Origin of the sequence: Tropicibacter naphthalenivorans (assembly GCF_900176475.1) — a bacterium.
Lineage (GTDB): Bacteria > Pseudomonadota > Alphaproteobacteria > Rhodobacterales > Rhodobacteraceae > Tropicibacter > Tropicibacter naphthalenivorans.
On sequence record NZ_FWXX01000001.1, the window covers coordinates 879,643 to 898,086 of the forward strand.

Below are 18,444 nucleotides of genomic sequence, written 5' to 3' on the forward strand. Positions count from 1 at the left end.
GTCCCAAATCGGGGAAAGTTTGTCCCGAAGTTTGTATATAGGGGTGCCGAAAGGCGCCCCTACTTCATTTAGAGGGGCGATTAAGGAAATTTTAATTCATGCGGCAAGGTGCAGGGGATGTTCTGACCCGGTGCTGGAAGTGCGAAGCATCGGCACGGGGTACGGTCATGCCGAGGGATAATGCCTGATGACACGCCCAGGCAAGCTATCCATTCAGGCCCTCTGATCTTACGCGGAACCTCGAGTCTTCATGGCATTCAGCGGCCATGGAACTTTGATCACCGCCCAGCAGGTACGGGGTGATTGACAAAAAGGGGCGGCTTCCGGACATTCGCTGCGCTTGCGAGCAAATAAAGGTGCTGTCGAATAGCGGACCTTGGTATGCGCGAACAATGGCAAAGGTTGGGAATAGCGTGTCATTCTGCCAGCGCAGACGGACCAGATCTTCAGAAAAATCAGCCAATCCACTCTTCTGGAACTAAGGCAGGTGGTTTTGTCCAAGGCGGCTCAACCAAGGCTTCCTGAAACCAGTCGTCTCTGAGGTTGGCATGCTCGGTAACGATGATTTGAAAGTCCTGCACATGATCTCTCGTGTACTCGTATAGAAGTCGGAAGAGCCTGCGAACAGTTTCCATGTCGGCGTCGCTTTCGGTCCTTTCAACTGAGCCGCCCACTGACCTGTAGACTTCTTCACTCGGAAAGTAGACTTGCGACGGTTGGTCAATCATAAGAAAACGAGGAATTGGGTGGTCGCCAGCGGCGGCATAACGATGAAGCGCCAGAATCGCACCGAGATGATACGCAAGATGGTTCTCTCCCCCACCTGTTCTCTCCATGTATGTTAGACGGTCTGGGCGATCGAACACGATCGTCAAATTACGAAGGTCAAGCCGTGCCGGGAACTTCCCGAATTCGCCTCCCAGCCTGGATATATAGTTCGAAATCATCGAAGAAATACCATTAATCACCGAAAGCAATCGTTCTTGACCATTATCACGCCCGATTTGGCCTTCGAGAGCTGCAATTCTGGTTTCGAGACGCAATTGAGTGCGCTCGAGGCGCAAAATTTCTTCGTCTGATACGAAATTTTCCAAAAATAGACTAATGCGTCCAACGACACGCGCGGCCGCTGCATTTCGGCCACCCAGTTCGGCAATCTGTTCGATAGCGGATATTGCGGCTCCAAGTTCTTCTTGTTTCGTCAGTATCGATTGACTGATGCGATCGATCTCGCCTTCCCTTTCCAAGATAAATGCCTCGAGATTCGGCTTGTTGGACTCAATTGTCGCCAGTTCCTCATCAAGTTTAGAGAGTTCATTGAGCAAAGCGGCTGCGATAGGTGTGTCAAATTCGTCTTCTTTGCTCAAAAATGGCCATTGCCAGCCGCCCTCAGCACTGCGAGGTAATGCGTTAATGGAAGCCAAGCGATCTCTTTGCTCGTTGGCTTCGAACTCAAAGTCCGACGCCCGCATTGCGAATTTCTTTGCACTCTCAATCTGCTTGCGAATACTCTGTCTGTCCTCCCGAAGCTGAACCAGCTGGTCCTCTAGGGCTGAAACTAGACTGCCATCCTCTTCCGGTATGGGGCTCGGCCTCCAATCTAAGGCACCTCGCAGAACATCAATTACTGAGGTTTCATTGATCTCTTCGCCATGGAATATGCCAACGGACCTTGCCTCCGACAACAGACTAAGGCTCCGATCCGTTGACAGCTCAACATCCATTCTGGCTTGATCTAAGCTCTTCTGGTTGATTCTGGCCTGCCGCTGAAGAGACCTTAGTTCGGCTGTCAGTTTTAATTTCTCTATAGATCTTGCGCCAAAGAGGATCGGAAATGTATCCCTAATGGCTCGAGGTTGGTGATCCTCGTTCTGCCGATAAAACAGTTGGTCTTTACTCGCCACAAAAGTTTGTTTCTGAAACAAGTAATAAAAGGTGTGCTTTATGTTCGCTTCGAAACTTGCCCGTGAATGCCCCATCTCAACATCAGTTGTATTTTCCGGTATGCCCAACAACCGCGATAACAGCCTCCCAACACCATCATCATTATCGTTGATCAGCAGCTCATCGAAATTCGGAGGCTGAACGTTTAAGCCCCGCTTCACCATCGCAGTGCTGCACTCGTCTGCCCCCGGCTTCGGAGCTGGCTTTGCAACCAACACCTGTTCTCCGTTGAACTGAAAGACCACAGCATACCAAGATACGTTCTCTTCGATCACACCATCAGGGATTTTGAATGTTGATCGGCCCATACAGTACTCGATGATATCAGAGAGGGCAGATTTACCAGTTGAGGAACGGCCAGTGATAACATTCAGACCATTGGTATTAAAGCGTAGATCTCTCCGCTCACCAGAAAGACTGAAAATATGTATCGAAGCGATTTTCATGGTCGCACCCCTAAAGAAGCATAAATCGTCGCACGGTCAGAAATCCGAGAAAATTGACGACCTAGATATTTGGCAACTTGCTGGCATTCGCGGGTTTCGTCTGTACCGCTTACAGTCTTTCTTACAGTCTTGGGACGTAAAGAAAGTGCGCCTTGGTCGTTTACGTCAATGCAGCCCTTTTTCGCGAGAAGCGCCAAACCTTCCTGACAAAACGGAAACATGCTTCTGGCGCGTTCCGGGAACCCGACAAGCAGCTGAGGATGTTCCTCCACCACCTTCAAGAAGTAGCTCCTATTGGATTTCGCTAGGATCAATCGTGTGTTCTTATGCAAGCACAGGGGCAAAATGAGCAGCGAGAGAGAATGCGGGAGCGGCTTGCCTGACGTGACAACGTGCTCGTCGATCGCACGAGCTATCAACAGTCCACAGAACGCAGGGTTGAATAGATTTTTTACCTCGAAGGGTCGTTTGGACCAAGGCTTCAACTTGCACCCTCCAGCACCGTTTCAATTCTCTCCAAAAATTTTGGATGCCAGTAAACTCTCGGCAAAGGTCGGCCATTTGCCAAAATGTGAAACGCTCCTCTCACCACATATGGCTCGGTCACACGTTCGCGAATCCGGAGGTTGCTTGTCTCAAATTCCGCCCATCTAAATATCTCTTTTCCTGCAGCAACCAATTTGTCTTCGGCTTCGTCGGCACTCAGAGACTCGACAACAAAATCCTTGTACCGCTGCCATTCTTCCACCAACCGATCTTCGTACTCTTCCATTTCTCCAGCAACCAAAAGATCTTCTCGTGCCCAACTGGAGCGTTGTTGAAAAGCTCGGTAGTAGTCAATAATCGCAGATTGGATTCTACTTGTAGATGTACCCAAGAGCCGCAACTGTTTAACAAAAAGCCGATCGTCTGATTCTGGATCAACTCCCTTTGGGCGCTTCCCCAAAAAGGTTATTGGTAAATTGTCTGACCGGTATTCCTCAGCAATCGCTGACAACTTGTCAGATACTTCTGCTCCGTAAATCGGATCAGTCTTCTCTCCAGCAATTTGACGAACAGCGAGGTCATTCCACCAGCCTTCGAGTCGCTCAATTACAGCTTGACGATGTTCGCGCCTTACAGGTCTTAACAACCTGTCCGATAGAAGTTCAGGTATTTCCGTTATGCGTGGGTTCGCGTCAAAAATAGATACCCTGCCGATGAAGTCGAGACGTTCCTCTTCGGTCAACTTTTCATATGCGACCTTGATCTCGCCAACGATTTTCGCAGCACTCTTGGCCATCGCTGCTTCGAAGCTAGCTTTGGTCGCTACTATCGGAGTGCTAGATTCTTCCAAGAAGTCGCGAAGAAAGGAATTTTCAGCCACATTTGCAGTTGTGAACAGGTAGAACCGAAGAGGGCTTGTGGAGCGACCAGACGCACTGAAACGTTCAAGCCATATTCTGACAGATTTCCAGAAATCTGTGGCCAAATCAGTTAGATTTTCGCCCGGTGTTTTGTGCTTTAGGGATCCAAGAGACCGGCTCTGTCCATCTTCGACAAACTCAAGGTCATCTTGTCCTTCGATGAGTACGCCAGTGCGTTCAGGTTCCTCAACAAGTTTCAGGAGCGCCAATCGAGGCTGGTAAATGTAACCAAGACCTTGCGGTCCAGCCGAATACTTGTCCCCCGACCCAACGCTCAAATCAATTTCTCATTCTATTTATGACGCTTGGGGGCCGATCGTGCCTTTCGTCGGCATTACCCAAAGTTGAAAATCCACAAAACGACCGTAAATTGAGGGAAACTATTTGCCAAGCGTTTTTCTGTTAGGTTTGTCCCATCCAGCCATCGTTTAAGACCTCAAGAATAAGCGCGGCTCGACAACGTCTGCTTCCGAAAATCTGCACTGCAGCATCGATACAGCAGGTCCATAGCCAAAATGGGCCGAACGCGTAGGGTCCGACGTTGCGGCTCGTTCCCGTCTGACGCTGCCGCGGCGCAAGACCGATTCGAACCCATAAAAGCCCTAATCCTTGCCTTCTCCGGTGAGTTTCAATGGGGGCCGCTGGTAGGGCATCAACCCGTCCTCTTCATAGGCGGCGACCATACGGCGACGGTGCTGTTCGTTTTCCGCAATCATTTTCTGAGCTACCTGTTCCATCTCGGGCGTCAGTTCAGTCGCCATAATCTGGCGATATTGCTCTTCCACCTGCTGACCGACTCCGACGAAAGAAAAGTCGCTGTGGTAGCCTTTCTTGAAAACATAGCTTAGCAGCCGCCACGATGCGGGCGGGAGGCGTTTGCCCGAGAGATGCTGCCGAAACAGCCACAAGACCAAATCAGCGATCTGAATTCCGGCGCTGTCGTCCGAAGCGGAAACCTCAAAAGTAGACCCCGCCACCTTCTGAAACACAATGGTTTCGCCGGGTCGATGGATCGGTTCGTCGGTAGCGGTAGAGAACATCTTATGCCACTCAGCGAGCGACCCCTCGAATTGAGACTGACGATCATGGACAATCTTCTTCAAGGGCCGGCGCCAGCGTTTCGAGAACCCCTCCAAACCGTCGAGGAGATTTGCGAAAGCAACCATGTTGGGCATGTGGCCATTATTGGCCTGCCGTCCCGCGATGAAGATGTCGAGTGCCTCTGGATGATCGCGAGACCATGTTAGCGTCTCCGTGACAACTTCACGTGAGCGTGCATCTCCTAAAGTTGGTACCTGCGCCAAAAGAGCGTCGCAGATAGCAGGAATTTTCTGGCGGGCGGTCTTTTCATTCCGCGCCATCAACATATCCCAGAAGTCGCGGGCAATCTGCTCAGTGATCAAGGTTGCAACTTTGAAGCAAAGGATCATCTTCAGAGGTTTGACGTTATACGCCAACCATGAGGCAGCTGGGTTCTCGCCTGAATCGAAAAAGACATCGTAGACCTTGGTTGCCAGTAGGTATCGCTTCTCAACACGAGATACGAAGAAGCGGGCATCGACCTTCTTGAGTAGGCTCAGGATGTCGTCCGCAGCCTTCTCGATTGGCCCCATTCCAACTACGGAGGCATGTAGGGCCGGGACGCCTGCTCGCATAGAAATTGACTGGAGCGTCTTTCCATGCAGGACGTCGAAATTTGTTTTCGTGATCAATGCAGCCGTGAAAAATTCAGGCTGTTCCGGGTCAAATATATTTTTTCCGGTGTTACCAGTTTCATCCACGTACGCGAACATTTTTCAACTATTGTTTTCTAGTTCCGAGTTGCGTCTTCTTAAAAGTATATGGCTCCTTTGATGATGACGGGCAACATGAACGGGATCGCGTGTGAACCTGCAGTTGAAGAGCGAACCCGCTTTCAACCTTTTCATCAGCGTCGTCCGCGCCATCGACGAACGACAGCGCAGTCCGCACTGCGGAGCTCTGCAGGAAGAAGATGCTGCAAGTTGCCGCGAAGGACCGGTTCGGGAAAGCTGCGGCGCGGCGATGGCCAGCCTCGTGAATGTCCGGAGAGGGCCGTTCGCGACGCAGAGCGCCCGGAGTGCCGTGCCGCGTTCCCTTCGCTTCTCTTGGGTGCAGCCTGATTAAAAGGTCGGCGCGGCGGAGGCATAAGTCAAGCCGGACATTCATAGTTGCCTTGGTATCGGGCGCCGATCTTTGCCGCGGAGACCGCGCACTGAGCCGACATCTTCGGCCAACTATGTCGATACAATTCGAACGACCCCAATGCGAAAGCCGGAAAAATCCAAGGCATCTAGCCATATGCCGTCGCAGGAATGCGGGTTTCGAAATTCGGCACTGCCAAGTTTTTCGCAGTGATTTCATTTCCTTGTCGTTAAGCACCGGCCCGTCATCACGATATCGGGCCATGAGCCCATCCAAGTAAACCCAGCATTCTCGACCCTCGGCGCAGAGCTCTGCCGCCGTCCCTGTCGGAATGCGCTGAAAGGAAATCGAAATGGCATCTGAAGAACACGCGCGCCGCACCCTCAACCGTTTCATCACCAGCTTCAACGCGGCCCTGGCTGGGCCGCCCACCGACCCGCTGGATCCAGAGGTCGCGCATATCGAGCTTTGGGCAACCGCTGTGGTCGGGTCGAACCTGGTCCTTGCCGGTTGGACAGAGCGTCATCCGGTCTTTGGAGAGACCAAGGTCTGGACCTCGCGGTTGATCCACATCACGGCTGACCAAAAATGGGCGAGGACCGCGAGCCGCTGGTACAGCCTCGGAAAACCGTTCTCGGCGGAAATGGAAGAACTCTTCCCCGGCGCCCAGCACCTTGAAGCTGCCATTTCCTCATCTCCGGACTTCGTCACGGTCCCGATGGAGGTGGCCGTCCGCGCGATGGCGGACTTCCCCAACCTGATGACGAAACTCGCCGCAGGCAGTGCCTGCAAGGATCTTGTCCCGCAGTTCGAGGAAATCGAAGCAAAGTGGCCGCCGACGGATGGAGTCGCAAGGCATTGAAATAATTTCGAAATGACCGGACCGAAAATGCTGGCGAGGAAAAATGTGGTCTCCCGCCAATTTTTTTCTGCGAACTTTCAGTACCTCCTCATAGCTCTGATCGTACCGGCGCCGAGGGGTGCCCAACGACAGAAAGGAAGGACCATACGCCCATGACAACCGGCTGATCGCTAAATCGGCCATCGGCATTCCGCCACTGCCTGACGAGGTTTGAACACACGCTCAGCGCCACGACCTCAGGCATTCCAACATCACTCGCAAGCTCGGCTCCCGCCTGAATCCAGCGATTCAGGCGACGGGATCGGCTTGTCCAAAGAAACGAGAAAATCATGTTCGACGAAAACTACTTCCGCAGCCGCGCCGTCCGGAAGATCTCCAAGAGTTCCAAGTTTCACTTCGTTGGCACGCTGACGTTCATCCGCCGTGACGGCAAGTCACAGGAAGTCGGCTTTGGCAGCCTGCTTGAGCACGATGCAGCCATGTGCTGCATCTATCGCCCCGATTTCCTCGACCTTGAGGAGCAGCTGGACAAGATCATGGTCCGCAAGACCGGCACCGTGGCAACGCCGTACTGGTTCGACTACCGTCTGACCCTGTTGAGCGGGAAGCGCATTGCGCTCTCCGTCAAATACGCGAAAAAGGCCAGCACGCTGGAGTACCAGAGGACCATGGAAGCCGTGCGCGCCGTTGCCGTGTCCGAAATCGCTGATCAGGTGAACACGATCTCGGAGCGCAACATCAGCCCGACCCTCCTCGCCAATTGCAAGGTCTTCCACGCGGCACGTTTCCCGGACGAGGTGCTGGATGACCGCGTCAAAGAGGCCCTGACCCAGCTGGATCGTCCCATGGCAATTCATGAGGCTCTGGAGCAGGCGGGCATCGGCCCGGAGGGGTTCTGGAGTGCGGTGCGTGCAATCCGCTGGGGCGATGTCGAGGTCATCTCCCACGGTATCATCGACGAGCATGCCGTCATCCGACCGCTCAACGCAATCGTGGAGGCCGCATAATGCCGGTTCGTGTGATCAACGAAGAGAACTTTGACATCAGCTTCCTCGAAGTCGGCTGTGTCATCCGCAAGGGCACGCGCAACGGCAAGGCCACCGAAATGCGCGACAACGGTGTCGTGGTCGACTGGGAGGAGTGGACGCACCCGCTGACTTGCGCAGTGCTCGATGCCGGGCCTGCTCTCTACAAGAAAGAGGTGATCCATCAGGATCACCTTTACGGCCAGCTTGAGGTGATCAGCCGCCCGATGTCCTTCGTGCGGTCCCGCTCCATCACCGAGGTTCAGCGCGATGAGCGCAATCACATTGAGATCGAGCGCATGCTTGTCCGCAAAGCCTGTGTCCTGGCCAGCGAAGAACTGATTGCCGAGGGCGAAATGCGCGGGACGCGCGCGGAGCATGAACGCAACTCGCTGCTGCTGGTGCATCGCGCGCACATCATCCATGTGCGCATTGCCGAAGAGGCGCAGGGGGGCAACCGCCCCCATCCGATCCTGTCTTCGTCCAGCAAGGCGCTGTATGGCTCCCAGACCATGCTGGAACCCTATAAATTCTCACTCAAGGGTGCGAATGCAAAACGAACGCGTGACGAAACAAAGCTTGGCGCATCTATCTATAAATGGGTGGCCATGTATCGCGACGAAGGAGAGGAGGGACTGTATGACGACTACCGTAACTGCGGCGCAAACTCCGGTCACACCGACGAACTTCGGGATTTCGTCACGAAAGTCCTGATGGAGCTCGAAGATCAAGAGCGCCAGTCGCCGGAAAATCTGCGAGACAGCGTCAACGCTGCGATTCTGAAGGAAAATCTTGATCGACAGGCGCAGGGTCCCAACGAAAAGCTGCTGCCTCTTCGTGTCAGCAAGGATTTCGTGCAGACGCAACGCGTGCTTCTTGGGTACGTCAACCGTGGCATCCGCAACCGGGGCTATGACGTGGCTTACCGCGACATGCATGCAGGCGGCCTGGGGATCCTCACCTCGCGCGCCCTCGAACGGGTCGAGATCGACGAGTACACCATCGACCTGCAACTCCTGATGAAAATCAGCGGTGCGTTTGATTACCTGTCGCCCAAAGAAGCAAAAGCCATGGGTCTGGATGGCACGGCACAGCGCGTCAAGATTTCCGCCGCGATCGATGTCCATACCCGCTGCCTGCTGGCCCTGCTCGTCGTCCCGGAAGGCACCGTGAACTCCCTGGCTCTGACCCTGGAGATGGTCTACTCGGACAAGTCCGATATCTCCGACGCCATGGGATGCACGTACAAGTGGTTGGAATACGGCGCGCCCGAGCTGATCGCTGTCGATCGCGGGGCCGCCTATATCACTGACCCAGCCTACCACATCTTGAACTCGCTCGGGATCACCAACATGGGGGGCCCTGCGGGAAAACCCTGGCTGAAACCGTTCATCGAAAGAGTGTTCAGGACCATGCACGAAAAGCTCCTCGCCCGGTTCTCGGGCAGGACCTTCGGTGACGCGGTCAAGCGCGGTGAGAACGACTCCCAAGGACGGGCCACCTTGGAACTGGCGGAATTCCTCAAGTGGATGGTGCGGTGGGCTGTCGACGACTACCACAACACGCGCCACAATGCCCTGGGAACAACACCGCGCGAAGCCTGGCAGGAGGCGACCCGTTACAAGCGCCCTCGCACCCTGACCAACAAGGAAATGCGCCAGGCCTTCGGCGAGATCGTCCAGCGCCGTCTGGGACCGTCGGGTCTGGTCATCGACAACATCAAGTACCAGTCGGACAAGCTGATCGACATCTGGAAAAGCGAGGGGCACCAGCTGATCGAAACCCGCCGTTGGAGCGGCAACATCGGCACCATCGATATCCGCAAGGTCAGCGACAACGGTAAGGGCAAATGGGAGACGGCTGTCGTGTGTGATCCGGATTGGCTCGAAAAGACCGCCTTCGACGTCCGTGTCTGGAACGAGGGGCGCCGGAAGATCAACCCCGAGGCAGAACAGACGCGCCTGTTGGAGATCTGGCAGCGGGATCAGCGGTCCTGGGAGCTGAAGGCCCAGTCCAAGCTGTTTGCGCAGCCGCGCAGCGCGACGACCGGCAAGGAAATGACCGACGAGCACATCGACACCTACACCGACACGGCAGAGCGCCGTTACGCGAAGGCGAAACTCGGGATCTTCTGGCTGATGTCGTGGAGGGCGATGCCACCCCTACGCCACCCCGTCGCGAAGCCCAGCCCTACACCCCGCCAGACACCGATTTCCTCGACGACGACGGCGTCCTGGAGTGATCTGGGAGCGAGACATGAAAACGCCGCCCCTCGTGGGCGACGTTCTTGTTTTCGATCATAGTTCTTCATGCAACCTGCCCCGTCGGGTCATAACTTGTACGGTGCAAGTTATGACAATGATTACAATTGCTTGAATCAAAAAATGCCGCTGACATATGCCTTCAAATCTATGGGAAAAGACATCCCCGGAAGCCTGTCGTTCGAAACGTCTGCACTGAAGTCGGACCTCGAGCACCGCATCATGATGAAGGATATTGAGCCATGGAATGCCCTCCCATCGACATCTGGCTGAGCGAGCGCCGCAGCTACCTTCACGACGTCAAATCAGGGCGTTATGCCTACGCTGCCGACATGGATACCTGGGAGGCGACCCAGGAGTCACGGCTTTGGGTGGATCAGCTGGTCATGCCAAAGACACGGCGGGAGGTTTCCGTTGCGCACATCGACAGCGTCTTCGATGCCATGATGGACAGGTTCCAGTCCGAGCGCGACACGGTCGCTGCCATCCATCGCCTTGTCCGAGGCCACGTCGAAGGAATTGCGAATGACCCCGGTTATGAGGGTCCGGCATTCCCGAACCTGATGCTGTCGGGTGCGCTAGCCAGCGAATTTGCAGAAGTCTTGGCCGATGCGCTGACACCAGAAGACGTCACGACGATCGACCCTTCAACAGACGGGGGTTTTCCCCTGAGCGACAGCCTTCTCCGCGGCCTCGCCAAGTCGCCTCATGCGCAGGTCATTGCCCTGACGAAGCCGCTCTCTGAAACAGGTGCGGAAACACTGGAAATTCAGTTTTTCGATCTGTGTGAAACAGTTCCCATGTTCGTCGAGCCCTTCGATGTGGATATTTCACATGTCAGCTGGTTCTGCGTGCTCGACGCCGCCGTGGAAGATATGCCGGATGCGCTGAAGTCGGTGTGCCATCAGTTTCGGCTCGGTGGATAGGAGGTGAAGTTCTCCGTCGACTTGCCGGTCCGAGGTGCGGAAGCGCGAGGTCGACGGGGAACGTTCCCCAATCAACGTCGGCGCCCCGGAGTGACGGCTTCGGAACTGGACTGCGCGTTGTCTGCAGACCTCGCCGATGAGGTTCAGTCTTGTGCCTGGATCAATGTTGAGGCGCTTTCAAGCCAGGCTCTCTATCTGAGACCATCCGATCTGGGGAGCTCCGGTCGGTAAATGACTGGGTCAAAAGCGCCGTCGTCACAGGTGTCACGGTCTCCTTGTGCGATGGCGCTGCTCTCGGCGTATTGATAGCACACGCGCACCAGATCGCCAAAATCAGACATTGCGCAGCCCTTAACCATCGAAAATGGCCATCCTCGGCACTGTTTTCTGCCTATATCTGCCCTGGTCTGCCACTGTGTCCCACGAATTGGTCTTGGAGCGCAAACTTGTACAAACCGGCACTTCACAGCGTAAGCGAACCTGCCACGTTTAATGACTGTCCCTGGCGAGACATACGACACCAGGTAGAGCCAGAGCGAAGGGCCAACAGTGTGAATTCATGGCTCCCCGCACCAACGGCAGCTCTGCGCAGGAACTTGCCGTTCCGCATTGGGTATGCCACGGCCACTATGTCCGTCAACTCCGGCCCAAAGCAGCTTTTGACACCCGACCTGTTTGCTGCGGTACGGCTTCGTCGAAGTGGTCATCAATGCAGTGTGTAGCAACTGCCCCGGCCGTTCTCACCCAAACGTCAACGAGCCAACCACAATAGTCACCAACACAAAGCCAAAAATTTTCAGAACAAGAAACCACCCCGTCAATTTTCCATTTGGAACGACGACGCTCTTATATTCGGCGCTGGTGTCAAGCAGCGGAATTGCGTTTTCCAGACTGTAGCGAAACCAAAACCAATTGGACTTTTCTCGCGGCTTTCTCTCATAGACAACGCCAAGGAGCGTTCCTACCCCAACCAAACCGGCGAACCAAAAGATTGCATACCAGGGATAGACACCGAATCCGACGATAAACTGGAGAGGCGTATCATAGGCCGCTCTGACGAAATAGCCCCAAAAACTCTTAGGGCGTGATTGGGCGCGATGCTTCATTTTCGCATACGATACTATGCGCGCAGCTTCATCGTTCCCGATGGTCCTAAAGTCTTCAGCAAGGTGTTCGTAGGGTTTGGGCGTGTATCTCGCTACATCTTCGTCGTTTTTCTCGGCCCAAGCGCGTCTACTGCCCTCAATCCATGCAATTCTATCGTTGATACTAGGCTCTTCGCAGGTCCCTTCCATGCAGTAGTCGTAAAAGTCGAATTTCTCGATGTCGGCGGTACGTAGGTCGACGGGTAGTGCGTTTCCGCTCTTGGTACGAAAGGCCTGAGGAAAATGCCCAGCCAACAGGTCAATTTTGGTTCGGTGAAGAGAGAGTGATGCGTCATCTGACCAGATGGGGAGCATCGTGTTTCGCTGTGCTTTGGTGATACCATCTTCAGGCATAACTTCGTCGCCTGCCGACTTTTCCACTGATTCGAAATCTCTGTCCTTATTGTTGGCCTCGCCATCTGGGGGGTGCGAAAAGTGGAGACCTTTAAGAATTGAAAAATCAAGATTCAGCGAGCCGAATATCGCGGCAGATTCGTACAAACTGATATGTCCAATTTCAGAGGTTCCAAACCAAAGGTCATGAAACACACCACCATCAAGGTAGATGATGCCTGAAACAACAACGCCACGTGAGTCCAATACCCCCTCAACCTGAGCTCTATGGAATCTAACATCGCGACCAACGCGCATCTCGCGGACATCTACGTTGGATTCAAAAATTGTATCTTGCCCATAAAAGCCGCCCTCAGTATCAAATTGGAAAGCCGTAACATCTTCTTTGAAACGTGAGCGGGAAAATATCAATCCAATTTTTGATCTTGCGTACCCCACACTGACTAAAGCTTCAAACATGCTGTCGCTAAGATCAATGCCAAATCCAGCACGCGCGTTTTTGGCATTGAACCTACCCGCTGCGGTCGAGTGGCGAAAGTTCAACCAACCTCCTACGTTGCTTCCTTCAAGGTTGGCTTCATCTTGGACTGTTGTATCGTTGATATTTAGGTTGCCCTTCAGTTCGAGCTGGAAAGCACTTAGTGATCCAATGACGGAGTTCTGGAGGCTAAATGAACCGTCAACGCGCGCGGAGGTGGCCGAAACATCGAGGCCGACACTAACATCGATAAACTCCCAGCTCCCCTTGATGGTCGAGTGATTGATGTTGATACTGTCAGCGTACGATTCGGACAGAAAGAGCGACTTCTGAATCTGCGCGTAGCTCAAATCGAGGTGTTCAAAATACACGCCCCGCAAAGAGATATTTTGGAAAGGAATGGCATCACTGTACTTGCCATTTGCAAAGACGGCGCGCATAAAATTAGATGAGAGAGCTTTACTTTCCGTCACAACCACGATTGGGGGTTCAGCTTCCCCCTCATTCTCGATTACATTAAAAATTTCGCCTGCTTCTTCGAATCTTCCGGACTCGCACAAGGAACTCCAGACGATTTTTTCATCCGCAGTGAAGTTTTTTGGATAGGATGACGCGCAGTCGGCTGCAGCAGGCGCCCCAAAACATAGGAACAGAAATAGTGAAAAAACCTCAAATCTAAACTTCATTGCCCACCCCTCAATTCACACGAGATCACCCGCGCGCAAATATAGAGGCTAAGCGCTGGGTGAGTTTTATTTTGTAAATAGCAGTATGACTTTATTTTCGCTCATCTACGCCCGCGACGGAACCGCGAAAATTTAATTAGTGCGCTTTCCCTTTTCAGCTTAACGCCCAAATATGTCTAGGACGACCTTCTCTGCGGCGATATATACCTCACAGACCAAAGATAAATCGAGCTGCAGAAAATGTCCACAATTGGTTTTTTTGCGGCAGGTCATGGCCTGATGCTGCCTAGAACATGAATGTCGCTATGGGCTGACACCGGTCATTCGCCGCGCTCACCACGAAGGTCAGCTTTCGGGCCACCGTTGCGAATAGCTATGATTTCGGCGTTTCGCGGTGCCGCTCGGCATCCAAGCGATGCCTCCCCCTTCCCAATTCGGAAGCAATGATGCCCTCGGGCGCTGATTCCGCAACGGCCCCGCCGCTGGCCGAACCAGTGAACTCCTTCGAAAGCTGGTCTCGCTCTGCTCTAATGAGTGTTTGAGGCATCGCTGCCGATCGCCAGCCCCAGAAATCTCCCGACAACTTTACGAACCACCATGCGAAAGCGGGATTTTTGATCCCGCTTTCTCTTGTCCTGCTTGACGATCGGCCATTTCGAGAATCGGCACTGCAGCCTTTTTCGCAGCGAAATCGTCGTTGCTCGACTCCCCAGGGGGCTGCAACACTGACCCCGACATCATGATCTGACCGACGTCTCCATCCGGCACGCCCCCGCGTCGCCGAACCGATGATGGCATGCAGATTTTCCGTGTCGGTTGCCGTCAGTGGTGGGTCGAGCGCACAAGCTGAAAGGAACTTTCCTTGCGATGACAATGACTTGAGAAAAAATCGAAAAAAGATGGCCGGAATGCTTTGGGACTTTCAATGCCTCCCCGTACCTAACTCGCATCAGCCCGAACTGGCAGGGCGCAACATGCAGAGAGGAACAGACAGCCACACTGATAAGACCCACCTGTCGAGCCTGGCCGCACGTCCATAGGCACCAACAAGAAACAGCCTGACCGCGGTCCTGAACCAACCACATCAGCCCAACTCTTCCCTCCCTCCTGCGCAGGCCGCGTCGGGAGCCGGGAAAACTCACCCTGAATTCCGAGAGGAAAACCCCAATGATGGAAATCATCGATCCGATCCTGACCCCCGAGAGCACCGCTGACGAAAAGGCGCTCTGGCTGGCCAACCGCTATATCCGCCTGCCGCGTGACGCGGCGCTGAACATGCGCATCGCTGACCTGTTCCAGCATGGCCCTGACGGCGAGATGACGGCCGATCCGCTCCTGGATACGCTGACCGGCGAGACCCATGGTTTGATGGTCGTCGGCGAATCCGGCAGTGGCAAGTCGGCGCTATTGCGGCGGTCCCTTCGTATGATGCCCGAGCTGCAGATCGCGGGGCCCAAGCGGGAGGGCAATACGCTTTACGTCACTGTGCCGCCGGAATCGACGCTCAGGGCTTTGGCCACCCAGATCGCTGTCGCCACCGGATATCCGAACATCGCAAGCCGCGTGAAAGCCTATGAGGCCTGGGGGATCGCACGGCATCGCATGCGCGAATGCGGCATCCGTCTGCTCATCATTGACGAGGCGCACCATCTCCTCCGCAAAGGGTCCGGTCGCGACGTTGAGGGCGCGATCCAGACCCTGAAAAGCCTGCTCCAGGGGGAGTACCCGGTGGCCTGCATCATCGCGGGCGTTGGCAAGCTGCCCGAGGCGATCAAAACCGATCCGGAGACCGATCGGCGCTTCCCACAGTTCCAGCTGCCGCGCCTCCATGATGACAGCCTCGATGCACAGAAGTTTGCTTCCGGTATCGCGGCCTGTGCAACCGGCGTTGGATTGGTTTTGCCGGAAAACCTCGATCTCGCTGCGAGGATCCTCTTCGCTGAGGGTGGGTCGTTGGGCCGCTCGGTTCGCCTGGCCAAGACCATCATGATCGGCGTTCTGAAGGAAGGTCGTCGGGAAATTCGGCTCGAGGATGCGCATCGGGCGTTCAGCAAACAGTACGGGTTGCTGCCGAGGACACCGTTCGAAGCCATCGAATGGGACGCGTTGCGCACTGATCTCCTCGAAGGCGGGTGGGTGCGCTGATGGCCCTGCATCCGCAGATTCCCTTCGATCCCCGCGAAACCGTCCTGTCCTACGCCGCGCGTCTTGCGGTGATCCATACTGGCTTGGGCATCGACCGTCTGTTGCCGGATCTGGGCCTGAGGATCGAGGACCTCGTGTTGGGCAAGCCTGCCGCGTTGGAGGTCTTCGCCTCCGCCGCAGGCATCCCTGAGATCGAGCTCGCCCAGTCCAATCTGCAGGCGGTTGGGAAGGACCTCATGTTCCGCGGGGAGCCCTTTCAGTGGAGCTTCATCGCGCGCGCAGCCAACAAGTATTGTCCGACCTGCCTTGCTGAAGATGGCGGGCCGCGCGCGTGGAAGCAGCGCCTGATCTGGTGCTTTGCGCCGGTGCATCGCTGTACTGAGCACGGCGTCTGGCTGGAGACGCTGGGTCAGAAGGCCCGTACCCTTCAGGAAGGCCTCCTGTCGGCGGAGCTCATTGCGTCCGCGCGGTGCGCCGATGGCGCAGTGCCGAGCTATCTGACTTGGCTGGAAGCGCGACTGCACGGGGACCCCGACGAGAACACATGGCTGGCGGCTCAGGGCGCTTGATGCCGCGTTGATGCTCGGTGTCGTGATCGAGGAAGGGCACAAGGTGGCGCCGAACACTTTGGCGCCGGACCGCCATGAGGCGGCGGTGGAAGCGGGTTTCCGGATCTATGCACAGGGGCCGAAGGCGATCATCAAGGCCTTGGATCTCATCCGTGAGACATCCCCCGCGCAAGCGGCGCAGGCTGGTCCCCTGGCCAAGTACGGCAAGCTTTATGACTGGCTGGACCGGCAGTGCAACGGGCGTGACCCCGGCCCGATCCGAGACCTCCTGCGCGCGCATATCATCGAGCATGACGTTCTGGATGTCGGCGACAAGATCCTTGGCCAAGAGATCGAATTCCGCCGCTTCCACAGCGTTCAGAGCCTCGGCGACACCCTCGGTCGGAAATCCCTCCAGATGGCGCGGATCCTGAAAAAGCTGGGCCGTATTCCGCCGGATGCCATCGCCGAGGAGTGGAACCGCATTCGCTTCGATGCCGATGAGATCGCGACGCTTGTGGCGGATTTCGAAGATGCGGTCCCGTTGGAGGATCTGGCCGACTATATCGGGGCAAGCTTTTCGGAGGCGCGGACGCTGTATTCGGAAGGCATCCTGAAGCCGCTGATCCCGGCAGATGCACCCGGCGCAATTCGTAATGTGGTGTTCGCGCGCAGGACCCTCGACGCATTCCTTGCCCGGATCGCTGCCCTCCCGGAGGCCAAGGAGAAAGACTTGCACCCGATCAGCTATGCCTGCCAGCGCAAGGCCGGAACGACGGCCGAAATCGTAAAGGGCGTCATGACTGGAGCGTTGCCAGCTTTCCGCAATCCCAAGTCGACCGGCTTGGCCTCCGTCGTCATGCCGGTCGACGAGGTCCTGGCCATGCGCGCGGCATAAGTTCGTCCCATTTCCGAAAGTTGCCAAGGGTCCGCCGCGCGGGCCCTTGTTCGTTTCCAGACCCTGAAGATTTCTTGGTTTGGGACGAACTTACCCCGGTCTTACCCCGGTTTCGGGACGATCTTCACCTCGTTGAAATCGGGCCATTTTCAAGCCATTGATTTCACTTGGTGAATTTGGACGATTTTCGCTCTCGGGACAAACTTCTCCAAGTTCATCAGCGCTTGAAGAAGACGGCCAAGTTCGTCCCGAAACCGGGTAAGTTCGTCCCAAGGTCTGTATATAGGGGTGCTGAAAGGCGCCCCTATTTCATTTAGACAGGCGGAAACCGAAAATTTACTTCACGCGCGGCGTGGCCGGAGATCCGGATTCAGTTGCCACCAGAGCGGCACACTGGCACGCGACGCGGACCAAGCTTCACCCCATTCCTGACCACACGCCCGAAAGCGCCATCCACTCGAACCGGCGAGTCGTAAGTGGAAAGTTCCGCTGCAAGACGAGAGGCATTGGCCTGAGAGATTCCATCTCTGCCCGGAAAATACTAGGCTCAGGCCTCATCAAGATTTGAGTGACAAGGTTATGCAGGGGCGTCGTGGAGACCTGCATCATGAGCGATTTGTTCTGGCTCACAGAGGCACGGATGGCGCGTCTGCGCCCCTTATTTCCGAAGAGCCGCGGCCGCCCGAGGGTTGATGACAGGCGCGTGCTGAGCGAAATTATTTTCATAAATCGCAATGGTTTACGCTGGCGTGATGCACCACGAGAATACGGCCCGCACAGTTGAAGGGGACCGTGGCCCCAGTGGGGCCGCGTAAGCCCCGGAAACGCTCTACAACCGGTGGCGCAGGTGGAGCGAGATGGGCGTCTTCGCCACGATCCTGGTCGAGCTGGCCGATCAGGGCACCGAGACGGCAACCGTCATGATCGATGTGAGCAGGCGAATGCCATGCGTTCGAGTGAGCCTGCGCAAGTACCTCAAGACGCACCGCACGGCCTCCAGCTTGGGGGCGAAAGTTCGGAGGATCAGAAAACGATCCGGGGGATGGTTTTCCCGACATACGGACGCGGGCGCGCGATTGGCCGAACCAAAGGCGGCATGAACCACTGCCCGGCAGGGTATTTCCGCAGGAAATGTCCCGAGAGGGACCAAGCTCCAC

12 protein-coding genes and 1 pseudogene are annotated in these 18,444 nt (G+C 55.4%); 8 read left to right on the forward strand and 5 right to left on the reverse strand.

All coding sequences use genetic code 11. The annotated features are described in order from the left end of the window. Nucleotides 1-455: 455 nt before the first annotated feature. The 4 genes from B9A11_RS04275 to B9A11_RS04290 all read right to left on the reverse strand — a co-directional run bounded on the left by B9A11_RS04275 (nt 456) and on the right by B9A11_RS04290 (nt 5,589). Complete coding sequence (locus B9A11_RS04275; protein WP_058245608.1) at nt 456-2,390, reverse strand: DUF3732 domain-containing protein; 1,935 nt, start codon at nt 2,388-2,390, stop codon at nt 456-458. Next, nucleotides 2,387-2,875 carry a three component ABC system middle component gene (locus B9A11_RS21570; protein ID WP_083499712.1) on the reverse strand — a complete coding sequence of 163 codons (489 nt, stop codon included), beginning with the start codon at nt 2,873-2,875 and terminating at the stop codon, nt 2,387-2,389. The genes B9A11_RS04275 and B9A11_RS21570 overlap by 4 nt, the downstream gene beginning before the upstream one ends. Beyond that, entirely contained in the window at nt 2,872-4,074 is a 1,203-nt protein-coding gene (locus B9A11_RS04285) for an ABC-three component system protein (RefSeq protein ID WP_058245607.1), read from the reverse strand. Before B9A11_RS04285 ends, B9A11_RS21570 begins: the two co-directional genes overlap by 4 nt. 324 nt (nt 4,075-4,398) lie before the next feature. After that, a complete protein-coding gene (locus B9A11_RS04290) occupies nt 4,399-5,589 on the reverse strand; it encodes a DUF3800 domain-containing protein (protein WP_058245606.1) in 1,191 nt (396 codons plus the stop codon). A gap of 722 nt (nt 5,590-6,311) precedes the next feature. Between B9A11_RS04290 and B9A11_RS04295 the strand changes: the two genes are divergently transcribed. From B9A11_RS04295 to B9A11_RS04310, 4 genes are all read left to right on the forward strand, one after another. Beyond that, the gene (locus B9A11_RS04295; RefSeq protein WP_058245605.1) at nt 6,312-6,821 is read left to right on the forward strand and encodes a DUF6634 family protein; all 510 of its coding nucleotides are present in this window, start codon (nt 6,312-6,314) and stop codon (nt 6,819-6,821) included. Nucleotides 6,822-7,150: 329 nt separating this feature from the next. Then, nucleotides 7,151-7,828, forward strand: coding sequence for a hypothetical protein (locus tag B9A11_RS04300; protein ID WP_058245604.1), 678 nt, complete (start codon nt 7,151-7,153; stop codon nt 7,826-7,828). After that, a complete protein-coding gene (locus B9A11_RS04305; protein WP_058245603.1) occupies nt 7,828-10,149 on the forward strand; it encodes a DDE-type integrase/transposase/recombinase in 2,322 nt (773 codons plus the stop codon). Before B9A11_RS04300 ends, B9A11_RS04305 begins: the two co-directional genes overlap by 1 nt. 200 nt (nt 10,150-10,349) lie before the next feature. After that, nucleotides 10,350-11,033 carry a hypothetical protein gene (locus tag B9A11_RS04310; RefSeq protein ID WP_058245602.1) on the forward strand — a complete coding sequence of 228 codons (684 nt, stop codon included), beginning with the start codon at nt 10,350-10,352 and terminating at the stop codon, nt 11,031-11,033. Between the two features lie 740 nt (nt 11,034-11,773). On the opposite strand, the gene B9A11_RS04315 is transcribed toward B9A11_RS04310, so the two are convergent. Beyond that, nucleotides 11,774-13,696, reverse strand: coding sequence for a hypothetical protein (locus B9A11_RS04315; RefSeq protein ID WP_058245601.1), 1,923 nt, complete (start codon nt 13,694-13,696; stop codon nt 11,774-11,776). A gap of 1,167 nt (nt 13,697-14,863) precedes the next feature. On the opposite strand from B9A11_RS04315, the gene B9A11_RS04320 reads away from it, so the two are divergent. The 4 genes and pseudogenes from B9A11_RS04320 to B9A11_RS22010 form a co-directional block, all read left to right on the forward strand. Then, nucleotides 14,864-15,841 (forward strand): TniB family NTP-binding protein, encoded by a 978-nt coding sequence (locus B9A11_RS04320; RefSeq protein ID WP_058245600.1) that lies wholly within the window; start codon nt 14,864-14,866, stop codon nt 15,839-15,841. After that, nucleotides 15,841-16,410: a TniQ family protein gene (locus tag B9A11_RS04325; RefSeq protein ID WP_058245599.1), complete on the forward strand. Its 570-nt coding sequence runs from the start codon at nt 15,841-15,843 to the stop codon at nt 16,408-16,410. The genes B9A11_RS04320 and B9A11_RS04325 overlap by 1 nt, the downstream gene beginning before the upstream one ends. 10 nt (nt 16,411-16,420) lie before the next feature. Continuing rightward, nucleotides 16,421-17,287, forward strand: a complete 867-nt coding sequence (locus B9A11_RS04330; RefSeq protein WP_058245598.1) for a hypothetical protein — start codon at nt 16,421-16,423, stop codon at nt 17,285-17,287. 607 nt (nt 17,288-17,894) lie between these two features. Continuing rightward, nucleotides 17,895-18,444 (forward strand): annotated as a pseudogene (locus B9A11_RS22010) (transposase); the annotation flags it as partial.

Bases quoted from the DNA above. Each gene is read 5' to 3' on its own strand.
- B9A11_RS04275 (WP_058245608.1), bottom strand. From the start codon at position 2,390: ATGAAAATCGCTTCGATACATATTTTCAGTCTTTCTGGTGAGCGGAGA.
- B9A11_RS04290 (WP_058245606.1), bottom strand. From the start codon at position 5,589: ATGTTCGCGTACGTGGATGAAACTGGTAACACCGGAAAAAATATATTT.
- B9A11_RS04295 (WP_058245605.1), top strand. From the start codon at position 6,312: ATGGCATCTGAAGAACACGCGCGCCGCACCCTCAACCGTTTCATCACC.
- B9A11_RS04300 (WP_058245604.1), top strand. From the start codon at position 7,151: ATGTTCGACGAAAACTACTTCCGCAGCCGCGCCGTCCGGAAGATCTCC.
- B9A11_RS04305 (WP_058245603.1), top strand. From the start codon at position 7,828: ATGCCGGTTCGTGTGATCAACGAAGAGAACTTTGACATCAGCTTCCTC.
- B9A11_RS04310 (WP_058245602.1), top strand. From the start codon at position 10,350: ATGGAATGCCCTCCCATCGACATCTGGCTGAGCGAGCGCCGCAGCTAC.
- B9A11_RS04315 (WP_058245601.1), bottom strand. From the start codon at position 13,696: ATGAAGTTTAGATTTGAGGTTTTTTCACTATTTCTGTTCCTATGTTTT.
- B9A11_RS04320 (WP_058245600.1), top strand. From the start codon at position 14,864: ATGATGGAAATCATCGATCCGATCCTGACCCCCGAGAGCACCGCTGAC.
- B9A11_RS04325 (WP_058245599.1), top strand. From the start codon at position 15,841: ATGGCCCTGCATCCGCAGATTCCCTTCGATCCCCGCGAAACCGTCCTG.
- B9A11_RS04330 (WP_058245598.1), top strand. From the start codon at position 16,421: ATGCTCGGTGTCGTGATCGAGGAAGGGCACAAGGTGGCGCCGAACACT.